The organism is Lawsonella clevelandensis (assembly GCF_001293125.1).
In the GTDB taxonomy this organism is placed as follows: Bacteria; Actinomycetota; Actinomycetes; order Mycobacteriales; family Mycobacteriaceae; genus Lawsonella; species Lawsonella clevelandensis.
Map to the genome: position 1 here is coordinate 1,378,936 of NZ_CP009312.1, position 15,781 is coordinate 1,394,716.

General features: G+C 61.7%; 15 protein-coding genes. 10 read left to right on the plus strand and 5 right to left on the minus strand.

All coding sequences use genetic code 11. The features are described 5' to 3' along the window. Positions 1 to 5: 5 nt before the first annotated feature. Genes cydB through cydC form a run of 3 tightly spaced genes read left to right on the plus strand, consistent with a single transcriptional unit; the run spans position 6 to position 4,595 of the window. The gene (cydB, locus tag IY73_RS05830; protein WP_053962261.1) at positions 6 to 1,043 is read left to right on the plus strand and encodes a cytochrome d ubiquinol oxidase subunit II; all 1,038 of its coding nucleotides are present in this window, start codon (positions 6 to 8) and stop codon (positions 1,041 to 1,043) included. Positions 1,044 to 1,068: 25 nt separating this feature from the next. Further along, positions 1,069 to 2,886, plus strand: a complete 1,818-nt coding sequence (gene cydD, locus IY73_RS05835; RefSeq protein ID WP_053962262.1) for a thiol reductant ABC exporter subunit CydD — start codon at positions 1,069 to 1,071, stop codon at positions 2,884 to 2,886. Further along, positions 2,886 to 4,595 carry a thiol reductant ABC exporter subunit CydC gene (cydC, locus tag IY73_RS05840; protein WP_082346605.1) on the plus strand — a complete coding sequence of 570 codons (1,710 nt, stop codon included), beginning with the start codon at positions 2,886 to 2,888 and terminating at the stop codon, positions 4,593 to 4,595. Before cydD ends, cydC begins: the two co-directional genes overlap by 1 nt. 15 nt (positions 4,596 to 4,610) lie before the next feature. Here cydC and IY73_RS05845 read toward each other — a convergent pair whose 3' ends face one another. From IY73_RS05845 to IY73_RS05855, 3 genes are read right to left on the minus strand one after another with little or no spacing between them, the layout of a single operon-like run. Then, entirely contained in the window at positions 4,611 to 5,285 is a 675-nt protein-coding gene (locus IY73_RS05845) for an FABP family protein (RefSeq protein ID WP_053962263.1), read from the minus strand. A gap of 14 nt (positions 5,286 to 5,299) precedes the next feature. Continuing rightward, positions 5,300 to 5,569 carry a hypothetical protein gene (locus IY73_RS05850; protein WP_053962264.1) on the minus strand — a complete coding sequence of 90 codons (270 nt, stop codon included), beginning with the start codon at positions 5,567 to 5,569 and terminating at the stop codon, positions 5,300 to 5,302. A gap of 42 nt (positions 5,570 to 5,611) precedes the next feature. Next, positions 5,612 to 6,493 (minus strand): LmeA family phospholipid-binding protein, encoded by an 882-nt coding sequence (locus tag IY73_RS05855; protein ID WP_148417752.1) that lies wholly within the window; start codon positions 6,491 to 6,493, stop codon positions 5,612 to 5,614. Positions 6,494 to 6,641: 148 nt separating this feature from the next. Between IY73_RS05855 and IY73_RS05860 the strand changes: the two genes are divergently transcribed. The 6 genes from IY73_RS05860 to pstB all read left to right on the plus strand — a co-directional run bounded on the left by IY73_RS05860 (position 6,642) and on the right by pstB (position 12,270). Next, complete coding sequence (locus IY73_RS05860) at positions 6,642 to 7,355, plus strand: response regulator transcription factor (RefSeq protein ID WP_053962266.1); 714 nt, start codon at positions 6,642 to 6,644, stop codon at positions 7,353 to 7,355. Between the two features lie 4 nt (positions 7,356 to 7,359). Further along, on the plus strand, positions 7,360 to 8,400 hold the full coding sequence (gene mshD, locus IY73_RS05865) for a mycothiol synthase (RefSeq protein WP_053979069.1): 1,041 nt from the start codon (positions 7,360 to 7,362) through the stop codon (positions 8,398 to 8,400). An 84-nt stretch (positions 8,401 to 8,484) separates the two neighbouring features. After that, positions 8,485 to 9,573: a phosphate ABC transporter substrate-binding protein PstS gene (gene pstS / locus IY73_RS05870; protein WP_053962268.1), complete on the plus strand. Its 1,089-nt coding sequence runs from the start codon at positions 8,485 to 8,487 to the stop codon at positions 9,571 to 9,573. Beyond that, entirely contained in the window at positions 9,570 to 10,505 is a 936-nt protein-coding gene (gene pstC / locus IY73_RS05875) for a phosphate ABC transporter permease subunit PstC (protein WP_063665777.1), read from the plus strand. The genes pstS and pstC overlap by 4 nt, the downstream gene beginning before the upstream one ends. Further along, the gene (pstA, locus tag IY73_RS05880) at positions 10,506 to 11,468 is read left to right on the plus strand and encodes a phosphate ABC transporter permease PstA (RefSeq protein ID WP_082346606.1); all 963 of its coding nucleotides are present in this window, start codon (positions 10,506 to 10,508) and stop codon (positions 11,466 to 11,468) included. A gap of 25 nt (positions 11,469 to 11,493) precedes the next feature. Further along, on the plus strand, positions 11,494 to 12,270 hold the full coding sequence (gene pstB, locus IY73_RS05885) for a phosphate ABC transporter ATP-binding protein PstB (RefSeq protein WP_053962269.1): 777 nt from the start codon (positions 11,494 to 11,496) through the stop codon (positions 12,268 to 12,270). Positions 12,271 to 12,456: 186 nt separating this feature from the next. On the opposite strand, the gene IY73_RS05890 is transcribed toward pstB, so the two are convergent. Next, positions 12,457 to 13,146: a phosphate signaling complex PhoU family protein gene (locus IY73_RS05890; protein WP_053962270.1), complete on the minus strand. Its 690-nt coding sequence runs from the start codon at positions 13,144 to 13,146 to the stop codon at positions 12,457 to 12,459. 74 nt (positions 13,147 to 13,220) lie between these two features. After that, positions 13,221 to 14,360 carry a tRNA dihydrouridine synthase DusB gene (dusB, locus tag IY73_RS05895; RefSeq protein WP_257720250.1) on the minus strand — a complete coding sequence of 380 codons (1,140 nt, stop codon included), beginning with the start codon at positions 14,358 to 14,360 and terminating at the stop codon, positions 13,221 to 13,223. A gap of 108 nt (positions 14,361 to 14,468) precedes the next feature. Between dusB and IY73_RS05900 the strand changes: the two genes are divergently transcribed. Further along, positions 14,469 to 15,776, plus strand: a complete 1,308-nt coding sequence (locus tag IY73_RS05900; RefSeq protein WP_237025121.1) for an acetyl-CoA hydrolase/transferase family protein — start codon at positions 14,469 to 14,471, stop codon at positions 15,774 to 15,776. Positions 15,777 to 15,781: the final 5 nt, after the last annotated feature.

A 15,781-nucleotide genomic window follows, 5' to 3' on the forward strand; every position in this document is an offset into this window, starting at 1 on the left:
CTGACATGGAATTGCAAATCACCTGGTTTGTTCTGGTCGCAGTCCTCTTCCTCGGCTACTTTGTGCTGGAAGGCTTCGACTTCGGTGTCGGCATTCTGTCCCCCTTCGTCTCTCGCCACGACAACCCTGATGTGGAAGAGAAGAAGCGCCGCGTTGTCCTGAACACCATCGGCCCCCACTGGGACGGCAACGAAGTGTGGCTCCTCACCGGTGGTGGCGCCCTCTTCGCCTCCTTCCCGCAGTGGTACGCCACCATGTTCAGCGGCTTCTACCTCGCCCTGTTCCTCATCCTCCTTGCCCTCATCTGGCGCAACGTCTCCATCGAGTTCCGCGGCAAGATTGAGGCCAAGGGATGGCGCAAGGCCTGGGATATCGGATTCTTCGTCGGCTCCCTGCTACCGGCACTTCTCTGGGGTGTGGCCTTCGCCAACATCGTCCAGGGTGTCGACATTGACGCCAACAAGAACATCCTCACCCCGCTGTGGGGTCTGCTGAACCCCTACGGCCTGCTCGGTGGCCTAGCCACCCTGCTGCTGTTCACCCTCCACGGTGGCATCTTCATGGCCCTCAAGACCGACGGTATCGTTCGTGAATCTGCCCTCAAGGCAGTTCGCTACATCGCCATCCCTACGATCATCGTGGTGGCAGCCTTCGGCCTGTGGACCCAACTGGCACACGGAAAGGGCTGGACCTGGGCTGCCCTCGTTATCGCCGCACTCGCCCTGATTGCCGCCGTCGCCCTGGCATGGCTCGGAAAAGAAGCAGCTGCTTTCGGCCTCATGTGCCTCACCATTGCCGGTGTGGTCGTGCTGCTGTTCGGTGCCCTCTACCCGTACCTCATGCCGAGCACCCTGGAAGGTGGCTACTCACTGACCATCTTCAACTCCTCGTCCACCCAATACACTCTGACGGTGATGACCATCGCCGCAGGTGTGATGACGCCGATCGTCATCGCTTACCAAGCCTGGACCTTCTGGGTCTTCCGTAAGCGACTGACCACGGCCCTCATCCCCGATGGAATCGGCCTGGAGCCGGCTTCCTAAGACAAAACTAGGTAGCCTTTAGTTCGTGAAGAACAACAAAGAACGCCGACAACCGCCAATTGATCCACGACTGTGGAAAGCTTCTCGAAGTGCCCGCAGTTACCTGGTTCTCTCGGTAGTTGTCGGCGTTCTCATCGCCACCCAAATGATCGTCGTTGCCTGGTGCATCGCCACCATCACCAGCGGCATCATCACCACGCCCAGCACTCGCCACCTCAACGCCTGGACACTGGAACTCAGCCTCCTCGCCGGCATGATCGTGCTGCGTGCCCTCACCGGCTGGGTACAAGACCGCTTCGCCCACCGGTCAGCCGGCCGTGTCGTCCTCGACCTGCGCCTCGCCCTTCTCCGCGCCGCCCGCCGCACTAACCCGCGCGTACTGGCCGCCCACCGCGATGAACTCCGCACCATCGCCACCTCGGGATTGGACGGGCTCCCCGCCTACCTCATCAGTTACGTCCCCGCGCTCATGCTGGCAGCCACCGTCAGCCCCCTCACCTGGCTGGCAATTCTCTGGGCGGACCGGCTTTCCGCCATCATCATCGCCATCACTATCCCGCTCATCCCCCTCTTCATGATCCTCGTTGGCATGCTCACCGAAGAACGCACCCGCCGTCACCTCAACTCTATGAAGACGCTCTCCAGCACCCTCCTCGACTTGGTGGCCGGCCTCCCCACCCTGATCTCCCTCGGCCGTGAAAAAGGCCCCGCTCATACCGTCCGCAAAGTCGGGGAAGACCACTTCGCCGCCAGCATGTCCTCACTGCGCATCGCCTTCCTCTCCAGCGCGGTGCTGGAACTCCTCTCCACCCTCTGTGTCGCTCTCGTCGCCGTCGAATTGGGCTTCCGACTCATGGGCTACACCGGCCAAGTCCCCCTCTTCAACGCCGTCTTCGTCCTCATTCTGGTGGCGGACGTCTACAAACCACTCCGCACCGTCGGATCGAAATTCCACGATTCTGAAGACGGCCAACATGCCGCCGACCGCGCCTTCACGGCCATTGCCCTGGCCGACGAACGCTCCCACCACCAGCCGGAGACGGACACCTTCGGCACCCTCGCTCCAGCGAGCCGCATCACCGTCACCGACCTCACCATTAGCTCGCGCGGCGCCTACGCCCCCTACCAGCTCTCCTTCACCGCCGAACCAGGGCAGATTACTGTCCTCACCGGTGCGAATGGCGTCGGCAAATCCACAAGCTTCCTCAGCATCCTCGGAATGTCCGGCATGCTCCCCGGAGACCCCGGCGTCTACGGCAGTATCACCGTCGATGGCCACCTCGTCACTGACATCCCCACCGCACACCTGTGGGACCACGTCAGCTGGCTACCGCAACGCGCTGCCCTTATCGCCGGCACTGTGCGCGACAACCTTGGCGTCCCCACTACCGCCGGAGACACTACTGCCGGAAAAACCAAGTCGCCCCAACAGCTCGATATGGCAGCTATCGCCGAAGCAGCCCAGCAAACGGGCTTCGACCTCGTGCTCGACCAGCTCCCTGACGGCTACGACACCTGGCTCGGTTCCGGAGGCCTTGGCCTCAGCCTGGGGCAGCGTCAGCGCCTCGCTCTCACCCGCACCCTCGCCGATACCACGCGCCACGTGCTACTACTCGACGAACCCACCGCCCACCTCGATGGGGAAGCAGAAGACCGGGTGATTGCCCGCCTCCGCCAGCGAGCCTCCACCGGGGACACTATCCTCATTGTGGGCCACCGGGACAAACTTCTTCAGGCGGCAGACAAGGTCGTGCCGGTCGCACGGCTGGACAAGGATACCGAGGTGAGTGAAGAAACATCACTCATCCCCACTCTCGCCCCCACGGCTGAGGAGGTCGGCTAGTGAACGAGCTGCGCTTTGCCTTTGATCTGCTCCGCATGAATAAGTGGCGGGTAGCCCTCGCCGTTATCATGGGCAGCATTACCCTCTTGGCGGCTCTCAGCCTAGCCGGGCTGTCTGCCTGGCTCATTGCGCGCACGTGGCAGAAACCATTGGTTGCCGCTATCACTGTTTCGGTGACTTGTGTGCGGGCACTAGGCGTCTCCCGCGGTCTTTTCCGCTACCTGGATCGCCTTTCCTCCCACAAAGTGGCATTAGGCGGGTTGGTCAACGCCCGCGAAACGATCTACCAGCGGCTCGCCGCCGGCGACCCTACCGTGGTGCTACGGATGCGCAAGGGCGACTTCCTTGCCCGCCTCGGCTCCGATGTAGATGACGTGGGAGACCTCATCGTCCGCGCGATCATTCCCGCCTGCGTGGCCCTCGTGCTGGATGTCGTCGCTGTGGTGTGGATGAGCATCCTTTCCCCGTGGGCCGGACTCGTGCTGGCCATCACCCTCCTCTTGGCCGGTGTGCTGGTGCCATGGCTCTCTGCCCGCTCCTACACCGCCGCCGAGGAAGCCCGGGCGGAGGCGGAACACGACCTCTACTCGGATGTCGTTACCGTCATGGACCATGCTCCCGAGCTGGCAGTGGCGGGACGTCTTGACACAGTTATTGATTCCGCTGATCGTGCCGGACAGCGCAGCCTGCGGGAAGAAGACCGTAGCGCGGTTCCCAACGCTATCGCCTCCGCCATCGGTCCAGTGGCCACCTGGCTGACTGTGCTAGCCTGCCTGATTATGGGCATTATCCTCTACGCCCAGAATGGGGCAGGGGTGACCTTTGCCGAGACGACTGCCATGCAACCCACCACCCTGTTGGTGATGGCTCTCCTCCCGCTCGCTGCCTTTGAAGCCTCCGACCAGTTGCCGACAGCCGCACAACAGTACGTGCAGTCGCGCGCTTCGCTCCGCAGGCTCCGCGAGCTCCTCACCCCACCCCGTACGACGGAGGGAACTCCCGTACCAGCGGACGCATCGGCAGGTACACCGGCAGTGCAGGTGGAGAACCTAGTGGCCGGCTGGGATTCCGTGCATCCTCTCAATGAGCCACTCAGTGTGCAGCTGCAGCCCGGCGAACGAGTGGTTATTGTGGGCCCCTCCGGAATTGGGAAAACCACCTTGCTCTCTACCATGGCTGGTTTGCTTCCGGCTCTCAACGGATCGACCCATATCCATGGCGTGGATGTGTCCACAGCAGAAGAGACCAGCCTGCGTGCCACAGTGGGAGTATTCCCCGAGGACGCGCACCTCTTCGATACGACAGTGTTAGAGAACCTGCATGTGGTGACGGGTGACCTCACGGAGGACGCGGCCGTGGCCGCCCTCCAGAAGGTGGGCTTGGGTGAGTGGCTCGACAACCTTCCGGCGGGAGTGCACACCCAGCTGGTAGGCGGTGCAGAAGCAGTCTCTGGCGGCGAGCGCCGCCGTATCCTACTGGCACGCGCTTTAGTGTCGCAGCGCCCGGTGGTGTTCCTCGACGAGCCCACCGAGCATATGGACGCGGTGGACGTGACCGTGATGATGCAGCGTATTTTAGCCGCAGACGATATCTTCACCCCCGACCAAGCGGTCGTAGTAGTGACACATGTGCTGCCGGATCACCTGCCGGAAGGGGTGCAGGTGATGAGTGTGGAGCCGACACCCGAGCGCCGGCTCCTGACCGTCTAGCCAGCCCGGTCGGGGCTAGCCGACGACGCGATGGAGACGTGCGGACATGCGCGGCACAAACTCGCCGCTCATGTCGCGTTCTTCTACCCACCCTAGGTCTGTGCCCTCGACGAGCCCATAAAGGCGTTTGCTGCGGCCCAGATCCTGGCCGGTGGGGGAGGCGAGGGAGACATCGGTGGTAAGTTCCCATGCTCGCTCGTTCAGCGGCTTCCCCAGGTAGAGTTCGGAGAGCCCGGAGCTGGTGCACACCAGTAGCTCAATCTCGTCAGTGGGGCTAATGCGCCAGAAGCCGGTCTCCCGCACATCTGGGTTGGTGACGGAGCCGTCGCCGTCCAGCCGCCAGGTGCGGGAATCCCAACACAGGTAGTTTTCGCCATTGTGGGAGACAATGAGCTGCTGCCCAAAAGCGAAATCCCCGTGCTCGTTCTTGGCTTCGTCCTCGCTGGGGGTGGCTTCGGGGTAGTTTCCAATACCTTCCCCACGCCAGACGCCCACCAGGGGGAGGAGGGCCAGCAGGCCTTCGTGGATGTCCGGCCCGTAGCGCAGGTTGGCGGTGTCGTCGGCAATGGGTAGGCCTTCGAAGGCGGGGATGTTGAGACCGGAGGTAGCGGCGGCTACTTCTTCCGCTTTGGTGATGGCGTCGTTGCCGGTGAGGGGGGCGTCGTTGCGGGGAGGGGTGGTGTCGGTCATGGTGATGATGGGTCCTAGTAGTTTCGTCGGTTGGTGCGGCGCTGGGGCCGGCTAGAGCGGCTGTCCCGGGCGCGGAGGGAACGGCGTACTGTGCCATTATCCTCGGCGTTTACCGGGGTGTCGCTGCGGAATAGGGCGGTGTCGGCAGTCTCACTATCGAGAGGGCCGTCCTCCTCCGGACTATCTATGGGGATGCGGCGATAATTGTAAATGAGGACAGCCATCATCCCGACTGCCTGAACAAGGGCAACCAGGATGAGGACGATCTGCATTGCCGTCACCATCGTCACATCCTTTCTGGCGCGTGGGGTTCTGGGGTTAGGCCGCTACTGGGGGGCGAACTTGAAGTAGTTGGTGAGGTTTTCCCACCGCGCTTGAGTTGAGGTACCTCCAGGATACCGGGCGGTTTCTTTTCCGGTGATGGGGGACTGAGCGGTGGGGCCCACAATGACTAGGTTTCCGGCTTGTGCGAAGGCCAGTTGGGGGACGATGCCGAGGGGGAGAGAGGGCACCCGCAAACTCAAGGAGAGCCGTTTGAACACGTGCTGGGTGAGGGCGTCGTTGAGGTGGCACTGCGCTGGTGCCAAATGTTTCGACGTATCTGTGAACTTCTCCAGCTTCTCCGGGTCGATCTCTAGCCGTTTCCCTTCCTTCCAGAAGAAGACGTGGGCACGGACTTCCACATGCACCGGGTGAGGGCCATCGCTGCCACACGGGAGGTTGAGGGTGCCGGTGAGGAGAGCTTTGTCCTCACCCGTGCCAGCGGGGGAGGCATTGTCGGCGGCCTGGAATTGCAAGTCTCCGATCCCCGAGTATTCTGCCAGTGCGCTGCCGGAAATGTAGACGCGCCCCGTCCCTTCCCCAAAGCTGAAGTCGTGAAGCTGTCCGGCGAATAGATCGTGCTGGTCAAAGCGGAGGTTGGAGTATTCCACCTGGACGTTGGCGCGGGGGATGTCGGGGGATGCGTGGGGTGCGTCATTAAGGTTGATGAGAAGCCCGCCAGTGCGCCCGTCAGGAACTTTGAAGAGGTTGGGGAAAGACTTGACGGCCACCTCGGGGCGGGTGTGGATTTGCGGGTTGGTGAGGATGGCGTTGGCGAATATTTTCTCCGTATAGGAGGAGATGGCGATCTCTACGACTCCCAGGAGCACCACCACAATAGCCAGTCCGGCCAGAAACTTCATCACCGTTGTTTTCCACGTACGCATACTCCTATTGTGGACTATCGGTTCTTCGCTTACTAGCAACTATGGCCATGCGGTTGGGTAGAATAGGCTGTAATTAATGAGCCCGCGCTGGCTGCCCTGCTCCGGCAGCTGGTGCGTCCATCCAGCAGGTGCCCCGAAGGGAGAGCCTATGCGTATCCTCGTGCTTAGCCACGAGACGGATGTCGCTTCCGTAGTGCCGGCTCTCGGGCTGCTACCCCATACCGTGGTGATGCGCCCCAAAGATCTCCGCGTTATTGTCGATGAAGAAGAGCGTGACGTCGTATTGGTGGATGCTCGTAGCGAACTGGCAGAAGCTCGCTCCTTCTGCCGCTCCCTTGCCGCCACCTGTGACCAGCCCATCATTCCCGTGCTCACCGAAGGTGGCCTCATTGCTTTGAGCCCAGATTGGAGAGTTGCGGATTTGCTCCTCACTACTACTGGCCCGGCGGAGGTGGAGGCGCGCCTGCGGATGGTGATGGCGCGCTTACAGGAGGCGGAAGATGGGGTGGATGACGGCATCATCACCCTTGGTGATCTTGTTATTGATGAGAACACCTACGTGGCACGCCTCAAGGGGCGTTCCCTCGACCTGGCCTACAAGGAATTCGAGCTCCTGAAATTCCTGTGCCAGCATGCGGGGCGAGTTTTTAGCCGCGCCCAGCTTCTCCAAGAAGTGTGGGGGTATGACTTCTTCGGTGGTACCCGTACCGTGGATGTGCATGTGCGCCGTCTGCGCGCCAAACTTGGGTCGGAGTATGAGTCTCTCATCACGACAGTGCGCAACGTAGGCTACAAGGCGGTGGCGCCCTCCACGAGCCGGAAATCGGAAAGCTCCGTGGACACCACCTCACGCGAAGGATAACTCTGTGCCAGAACTACACTGCGAGATCGATTTTCCTGCCCAACTCCGGGCGCAAGCCGAGCTCGTATGTGCGGCTGCCCTGTCCCACGACGGCGTTGAACCGCTCTCAGAACAGGCCGCTGCCCTCATTTGGGCAGATTCCTCCGATACCCTCCTGCACGCCTGGGTGGCTGACGATGGGCGCCTGGTGGGCTATGGGAACGTTGATGCTCGCCGTATCCCCACCATCGAATGTGGTGTTCACCCTACCGCCCGGAACCAAGGGTGGGGCGAGAAGCTCCTGCGGGCACTCCTTGCTGCCGCTCTCCGTATCGGTCCCAGCGATACCACCACCAGTACCGCCAGTACGGACGGCGACGAGTCTCTCGACCAACGCCTCATGGTGTGGTCACATGGGGACCTCCGGGCCGCCCGGCACCTGGCGGAGCGTCTCAATCTCGAGAGATCCCGGGAACTCCTGCGGATGAGCTGCCCCACCGATAGCCTCATCGTCAACCTGCCGGACCTCGCCCCCGGCATCGAGATCCTCACCCTGGCCGAAGCTGATGCCCGCTTTGGGCAGGACACTATGGATGCAGAGATGCTGCACGTCAACAATGCTGCCTTCTCCTGGCATCCCGAGCAGAGCGGCTGGACCGTCGACGATATTCTCTCCCACCGGCAGGAACCCTGGTTCGCCCCGGAGGAGTGCTTCGTTGCCCTCGTCACCGACGACACCGCCCACCACCGTGCCCAGCCACAGGTGGCCGGCTTCGTGTGGACTAAACTCCACGGTGTCGCGGAGGATACTCCCGTCGGGGCCGCCGGGGAACTGTACCTCGTCGGCGTCGACCCAGAGATTCAGGGCAAGCGTATTGGCACTGTCCTGACCTCGCTGGCGTTACGTCGGCTGTCAGCGCGCGGTGTGCCGGAGCTCATCCTCTACGTGGAGGGGGACAATGCCGCCGCCCTGAAGGTGTATGAGCGAAATGGGTTTACCGTGGCACGCTGTGATGTGGCGTACCGCTGTGATACGGACTATTCCACCCTCATCTCCGCCAGATAGGCACTCTACCTCGGCTTATTTCATCAACTGTTTACCTAGTCAAGGAGGTGCTCGTTCCTTGCCAGTAGGTACCGTGGATGGTGTATGGACACGCTAGACGACACTGCCTTCCGCCCCCGGCGTACCGGAGCGCGCATTGCCATGACACTGCTGGCCCTCGGGACAGCTAGTGCTGTGCTCACCGCCTGCGGAGGCAACCCGGATAACACGCGCGGCATCCTGACCGGGGAAGGTGCCACCTCCCAACAAAACGCCGTCAACCTGTTCGCCGACGTGCTCATTCGAGAACATGGCATCAACCTGGCCTACAACGCCACCGGTTCGGGTGCAGGCGTCCAGAAATTCCTAGAAAATGTCGTCGTCTTCGGCGGCTCCGACTCCCCCCTCGATGCGGAAGAAGCCCAGCGTTCTCTCCAACGCTGCAACGGCCACCCAGCCTGGCACCTCCCCCTCGTTATCAGCCCCGTCGCCATCGCCTACAACCTCCCAGGTATAGATGGCCTCGCCCTCACTCCCGACGCTCTCGCCCTCATCTTCAACGGCGGCATCACCAGTTGGAATGACCCCCGCCTCCAGAAGCTCAATCCGGGCAAGAGCCTTCCCGACGAGCACATCTCTGTCATTTTCCGCTCGGACAAATCCGGTACCACTGACAACGTGCAGAAATTCCTCTCCTACACCGCACCCAAGAACTGGAAGTCGCACGCCACCGGCAAAGTCTGGCAGGGTGTGGGTAACGGTGCCCAAGGCTCCGCCGGTGTCGCGGGAGACGTCATGGGCAACAAGTACTCCATCACCTATGTGGAAGGTGGATACGCCGCCAAAATGCAGAAGGCCCGCCTGGACTTCGGCTCTGGACCTGTCGCCATGACAGACCAGTCCGCCGGCCGTGCCCTCGACCACATTCGCTTTCGCGACAAGAGTTTCGACCGTGTTGTCGACACAAAGCACCTGTACACGCTGAACAAGCCAGGTGCCTACCCCTTCCTCCTCACCACCTACGAGATCTTCTGCTCCGCCGGATACTCCCCGGCAGACCGGGACCGCCTACAGACCTTCCTCCGCAGCGCCCTCACTGAAGGGCAAAAAGTGGTCAGCACCCACGGCTACATTCCACTGCCCCCCAGCTACCAGAAGAAGCTCATGGCCACAGTAGAGGCGGCTAACAAATGAGTAAAGGCACCCAAACACAGGACAACGTCTTCGCAGGAGCGATGAAGGGCTCCGGTATCTTCATTGTCGTCGTGATCGCTTCCATCGGCATCTTCCTGTTGTGGAATGCCATTCCCGCACTGCAGCACAACACCGTCAACTTCTTCACCTACAACGGCCCCTGGTCCACCGACTCCCCAGACGCCATGAAGTTCGGTATCTCCAACCTCTTCTGGACCACCGTGGTGGTGTCGCTGGTAGCACTCCTCCTCGCCCTCCCCATCTCACTGGGAATCGCGCTCTTCCTCAGCCAATATTGTCCCGCCAAGCTCAAAGGCCCCCTGGTCTACACCGTGGATCTGCTGGCAGCGGTACCCTCCATCGTCTACGGTATTTGGGGTGCCGGCGTCCTCGGCCCGTTCCTTGGACCCGCCTTCCAATGGATCTCCGACACCATCGGTACCGTCATCCCCTTCCTCCGCTCCGAACCGAGCGACCCGCCGCTCGGCACTGCCCGCACCGTACTCACCGGTGCCGTGGTGTTGGCCATCATGATCCTCCCCATCATCACCTCCACCGCCCGCGAAGTCTTCAACCAAACCCCCAAAGGGCAGATTGAAGCCGCCCTCGGCCTTGGTGCCACCCGCTGGGAAATGATCAAACTCTCCGTCCTGCCCTTCGGGAAATCCGGGCTGATCTCTGGCGCCATGCTGGGCCTCGGCCGCGCACTAGGGGAGACGATGGCACTCTTCATGGTGATCGCCGGTGGTACCTTCGCAGGCTCCCTCTTCGATTCCGGTACCACCTTCGCAACGTTGATCGCCCAATCCGCCGCTGAGTTCAAAGACCCACTCTCCACTGGCGCCTACATCGCCGCCGGCCTAGTGCTCTTTGTCCTCACCTTCATCGTCAACAGCATCGCCCGCGGCGTACTCGCACGGAAGGGGAAGTAAATGTCACATGTTGCAGCTGACGGCATCGTCCGCGACGAAGATTCCTTCACCCCCTCCACCAATCCGCGCAACCCCAATACCCCATTGAAGAGCGTTGGCTTCGAGCCATTGGCCACCCGCCGCAAGGTGTCCAACCACGTCGCCACTGTGCTCATCTGGGCCTGCCTCATCCTGGCCCTCATCCCCCTCATCTGGGTACTCGCCACCGTCCTTATCAAGGGTGCGCCCGCCATCGCCAGCCTCGCCTGGTGGAACAACGGCGACCTCGGTTATGCCCCCGGTGACAAAGGCGTCGGACACGCCATCGTCGGCACCCTCCTGCAGGTTGCCATGTGTACCTTAGTGTCCGTCCCCATCGGCCTTGCCATCGGCATCTACCTGGTGGAATACGGGCAAGGCAAGGCACTCGGCCGGGTCACCACCTTCATGGTGGACATCCTCTCCGGCGTCCCCTCTATCGTCGCCGCACTCTTCATCTATACCGTGTGGGTGAGCATCCTCGGCTTCGACCGCTCCGGTTTCGCTGTCACTCTCGCCCTCATCCTGCTGATGATCCCCGTCATCGTCCGCAACACGGAAGAGATGCTGAAAGTGGTGCCACAGGACCTCCGCGAAGCCGCTTACGCACTAGGTGTGCCCAAGTGGAAAACCATTATGAAGATCGTGCTGCCCACCGCCGCCTCCGGCATCGCCTCCGGCATCATGCTGGCCATCGCGCGCGTCATGGGTGAATCCGCACCGGTCATCATCCTGGTGGGCTCCACTCGTGCTTTCAACTACGACCTGTTCCATGGTCCGCAGAGTTCACTGACGCTCTACATGTACGATGCTTTCCGCGTCACCCCCAACTATGCGGACTCCGCCACCCTGTGGGGAAGCGCCCTCACCCTTGTCATCCTCATCGCGATCCTCAATATCCTGGCACGCGTCATTGCCAAGGCGATCGCTCCGAAGAACGTCTAGCCGGAAGAAAGAGTAAGAATTAGCCATGGCAAAACGACTCGACATGAAAGATGTAAATATCTACTACGGCAAGTTTCACGCCGTGAAAGATATTTCCCTCTCAGTCGCACCTCGCTCGGTGATGGCCTTCATCGGACCCTCCGGCTGTGGTAAATCCACCGTGCTGCGCACCCTTAACCGCATGCACGAAGTTACCCCCGGCGCCTACTGCACCGGCGAGGTGCTCCTAGACGGCCAAAATATCTACGGTCCGCAGGTCGACCCTGTCTCCCTCCGCTGTACCATCGGCATGGTCTTCCAGCGCCCCAACCCGTTCCCTACCATGTCCATCGAGGACAACGTCGTGGTCGGTCTGAAGCTGCAACGCCGCATCTCTAAGCAGGATAAGGACGAAGTGGTGGAGCGATCCCTACGCGCTGCCCATCTTTGGGATGAGGTCAAAGACCGCCTCACCATTCCCGGCGGTTCTCTCTCCGGTGGGCAGCAGCAACGGCTGTGCATCGCCCGTGCTATCGCCGTCGAGCCCGAAGTGCTGTTGATGGACGAGCCCTGCTCTGCCCTCGACCCCATCTCCACCCTGGCTATCGAAGATCTCATGGGTCAGCTCAAGGAGAACTACACCATCGTCATCGTTACCCACAACATGCAGCAGGCGGCTCGCGTCTCCGACGACACCGCCTTCTTCAACCTGGAAGAAACCGGCAAGCCCGGTCAGCTGGTGGAAGTGGGTCCCACCAACAAGATCTTCTCCAACCCCGACAACAAGGCGACAGAAGACTACATCTCCGGCCGCTTCGGCTAAGGCCCTCCTGGGTTCGGCCCTTATGCCATTTCAAACGTTAAACAAAAAGTGCGGAGGGCGGCTGTGCAGGTGGGTACCGTACAACAGAGTACTGTGCGGCCTAAGTACTGTGTAATTGTCGCTACCCAGCGGGAGACGCTGCAGGCAAGGTACCCGCATAAGGCCCCTGCCCACACAAAGCACGGTTTAGTCGTGCTCTGCCGCTTCCTGGGCAGCTTCCGCCAGCTCATCCATTTCTGGATCCTCGCCGGTCACTAGATAGATGACGCGCTGTGCGGCGTCAACGGCGTAGTCGCCAAACCGCTCCAGGTAGTGGGCGAGCAGTGCCAGATCGGCAGCTTGCCGCGGGCTGAAGGTGCAGCTGGAGGTACGCACCAGGGCGAGAGCAGCCTCTCGGTAGTCATGCATGCGCAGGTGGCGTTCACCCAGCCAGCGGGCGGTGTCAATATCCATCTCATCTAGCACCTGCACGGCCGTGTGACCTTCGGCGGTCGCCAGCTTCGCCATGGACTCGATGAGGTCAATAGCTTCGTCGGGCACACAGCAGTCGGGGTGGTGGTCGCGGGCGAGGTCCGCAATGTGCAGGGCGTGCACCGTCATGTGGCGGGCGTCGTTCACGGAGTTCATCGCCGAAACTACCTGGCGGAGGTCACTCGCCACCGGGGCCTGGAGTGCTAGCAGGTCGAAGGAGAGAACCGCCATTTCGTGGGCGTCTACGCTGAGCTTGTCAGCACCACTAATAACCTGTTCCGCAGCGGAGAGGTCAGCGTTCAGTAGTGCGCTGGTAGCCAGCTGCAGATTACGGGTGGCCTGTTGAAGGAGATCCTGTAGGCGCCTCTTCAGAGTGTCAAGCTGATGCTGATAAGCGGTACGCATACCCCCATCATACGAAAAAGTGCAGGCTGGAGGCAGGTGAAGAAGCTTAAGGTGAGGTGAACACTACCGGCGTGTTACCCGCCCGAATGCAGGTCGTGGTCGTCTACCACAACACCGTCCTGTTCAGGGTCATCCAGCCATCCGTCCGGAAGCGTCACCTTTGCCGCTACTGAGCCTTGTCGACCCCGCGGTGCATCCGGGTTCTCCGGCATCGCCGGGCTGTCTGCGAAGGGAGCGAGCAACTCCGCGATTTCCTTCACGGTGGCGACGCGTGACAGCTGCTGGCGTAGCTCGCGACCCGCCGGGTAGCCGTGTAAATACCAGGCGATGTGTTTGCGCAGATCCCGGCAGCCCTTCAGCTCACCATGGAATTCCGCCAACAGTTCGGCATGGCGCACCATAATTGCGGTCACTTCCCCCAGCGTGGGTGGGGCCGAAATGGGGTCTCCTGCTAGGGCTTGGTGGATTTGGGCGAAGAGCCACGGACGTCCCAAGCATCCGCGCCCCACAACCACCCCGTCGCAGCCGGTCTGTTCCATCATCGCGGCAGCGTCGGTGGCGGCAAAAATGTCCCCGTTGCCTAGTACGGGGATGGAGGTGACGTGCTCTTTTAAGGTGGCGATGTGCTCCCAGTGGGCGTGGCCGGCGTAGCGTTCCGCCGCGGTCCGGCCGTGAAGGGCGACGGCGGCCGCCCCCTCATCTTCCGCAATCCGCCCCGCATCCAGGTAAGTGATGTGGTCGTCGTCAATACCCACCCGGAATTTCACGGTGACCGGGATGTCTGTCCCCGCAGTCGCCCGAACGGCGGCACGCACAATGTCCCGGTAGAGGCGCCGCTTGTAGGGGAGGGCGGAGCCACCGCCCCGGCGGGTGACTTTGGGGACGGGGCAGCCGAAGTTCATGTCGATGTGGTCCGCCATGCCTCGTTCTACAATGAGGCGGGTCGCCCGGTAGGTCCACTCCGGGTCTACGGTGTAGAGCTGCACCGAGCGGGGGGTTTCGGTGGGGGCGAAGCGCATCATGTCGAGGGTAGCGGGGTGTTCTTCGGCGAGAGCGCGGGCCGTCACCATCTCGCAGACGTAAAGCCCGGAGACTGCGCCGACGCGGGCTAGTTCTTGTTCGCGGCAGAGGACCCGGAAGGCAGCGTTGGTAACCCCAGCCATCGGTGCGAGAACGACGGGGGAGGAGAGCTCCAGGGAACCAATGCGTAACACCTCTCCATTCCATCGTGAATCGGGCAGCTAGTGCAAATATCGTTTATTCTGAACTCACCACTAGTGCGCTGCATCGTTGGCGCAGCACCCCACCGAGAGCGACAGAGAGTGACTGAGCGGCCCCCAATGCCCCCTTCCGAGATCGGCTACCTGCCGGCCTCTGCCGTACTGGATTTCATTCACCCGGGTGCCCGTATTCTGGTCCCCGCTGAAGCTGCAGAACCCGCCACCCTCCTCGATGCTATTGACGCAGCCGGCCCCACGCTGCAAGATGTGCAGATTCACTGGATGGATCCGTTCACCACCCGCCCTTTTCAACAGGGGGCATATCCGGGGCGGCTTACCCACGTGAACTACTTTTTGGGTGCGGGCTCCCGCGACAGCTACCATGCAGGGCATTCTGAGCTGGTGTGCGCTGATTTTTCCCAGATTCCGGCCATTCTCCGTGGGCAGGTGAAGCCCACCTTAGCGATTTCTCACTGCTCCCTCCCCGATGCGGAGGGGTACGTGTCGCTGGGGACGAACGCCGACTATGTGGCCTCTTTTATCGGCACTATCCCGTTTTTCTTGGAGGTTAACCCCCATGTGCCGTACACGTATGGGGCACACCGCCTACATGTGAGCCAGGTGGCGGGTTTCTGCTATTCGGAGGCTCCGCTGCTCACTGTCACCCCGCCGCCGCTGAGTGCTGTCGATGAGAGCATCGCCGAGTATGTGGCAGCAGATATTCCAGACCGTTCCTGCCTGCAGATTGGGGTGGGGAGGGTACCGAATGCGCTGCTGGGGCATTTGGCGGACCACCAGGATCTGGGGTTGCATTCCGAGGCAATTAGTGACGGGGCTATGCAGCTCATTGAAGAGGGCGTCATTACGGGCGTCTACAAGCGCTGCCATCCGGGTAAGCATGTGGCTACTTTTGCGGTGGGGTCGCCGGCGTTGATGAGCTGGCTGAACTACAATCCGACGGTGGAACTTCTGCCGGTGGAAGAGACCAATAACCCGGCCGTCATTGCCCAGGAGCGGCGGGTGTGCGCTATTAACGCCACCAGCGAGGTGAACCTGTGGGGGGAGTGCTGTTCGGAGACTATCGAGGGGCGCTACTTCTCGGCGGCAGGCGGCCAGCCGGACTTCTGTCTGGGCGCGTTGTGGTCTCCCGAAGGCCGCAGCTACATTGTCACTCCTTCTACTGGGCGGGGCGGGAAGAGCCGTATTGTGGTGCGCACGAGCCCCGGAAATGTCGTCACGACCAGTAAGAACCTGGTGGATAATGTGGTGACGGAGTGGGGCATTGCAAGGCTCCGGGGGCGTACGGTGACGGAGCGGGCGCAGGCGTTGATCGCGATTGCGCACCCTGACCAGCGGGAGCAGTTGGAGCGGGAAGCTTGGGAAGCGGGGATCCTGCGCGGCAGCAGCTAGGATAG

Coding starts and splice junctions, on each gene's coding strand:
- pstA (WP_082346606.1), top strand. CDS start 10,506: ATGTCACATGTTGCAGCTGACGGCATCGTCCGCGACGAAGATTCCTTC.
- pstS (WP_053962268.1), top strand. CDS start 8,485: ATGGACACGCTAGACGACACTGCCTTCCGCCCCCGGCGTACCGGAGCG.
- IY73_RS05850 (WP_053962264.1), bottom strand. CDS start 5,569: ATGGTGACGGCAATGCAGATCGTCCTCATCCTGGTTGCCCTTGTTCAG.
- IY73_RS05890 (WP_053962270.1), bottom strand. CDS start 13,146: ATGCGTACCGCTTATCAGCATCAGCTTGACACTCTGAAGAGGCGCCTA.
- IY73_RS05855 (WP_148417752.1), bottom strand. CDS start 6,493: ATGCGTACGTGGAAAACAACGGTGATGAAGTTTCTGGCCGGACTGGCT.
- IY73_RS05845 (WP_053962263.1), bottom strand. CDS start 5,285: ATGACCGACACCACCCCTCCCCGCAACGACGCCCCCCTCACCGGCAAC.
- pstC (WP_063665777.1), top strand. CDS start 9,570: ATGAGTAAAGGCACCCAAACACAGGACAACGTCTTCGCAGGAGCGATG.
- cydB (WP_053962261.1), top strand. CDS start 6: ATGGAATTGCAAATCACCTGGTTTGTTCTGGTCGCAGTCCTCTTCCTC.
- IY73_RS05860 (WP_053962266.1), top strand. CDS start 6,642: ATGCGTATCCTCGTGCTTAGCCACGAGACGGATGTCGCTTCCGTAGTG.
- pstB (WP_053962269.1), top strand. CDS start 11,494: ATGGCAAAACGACTCGACATGAAAGATGTAAATATCTACTACGGCAAG.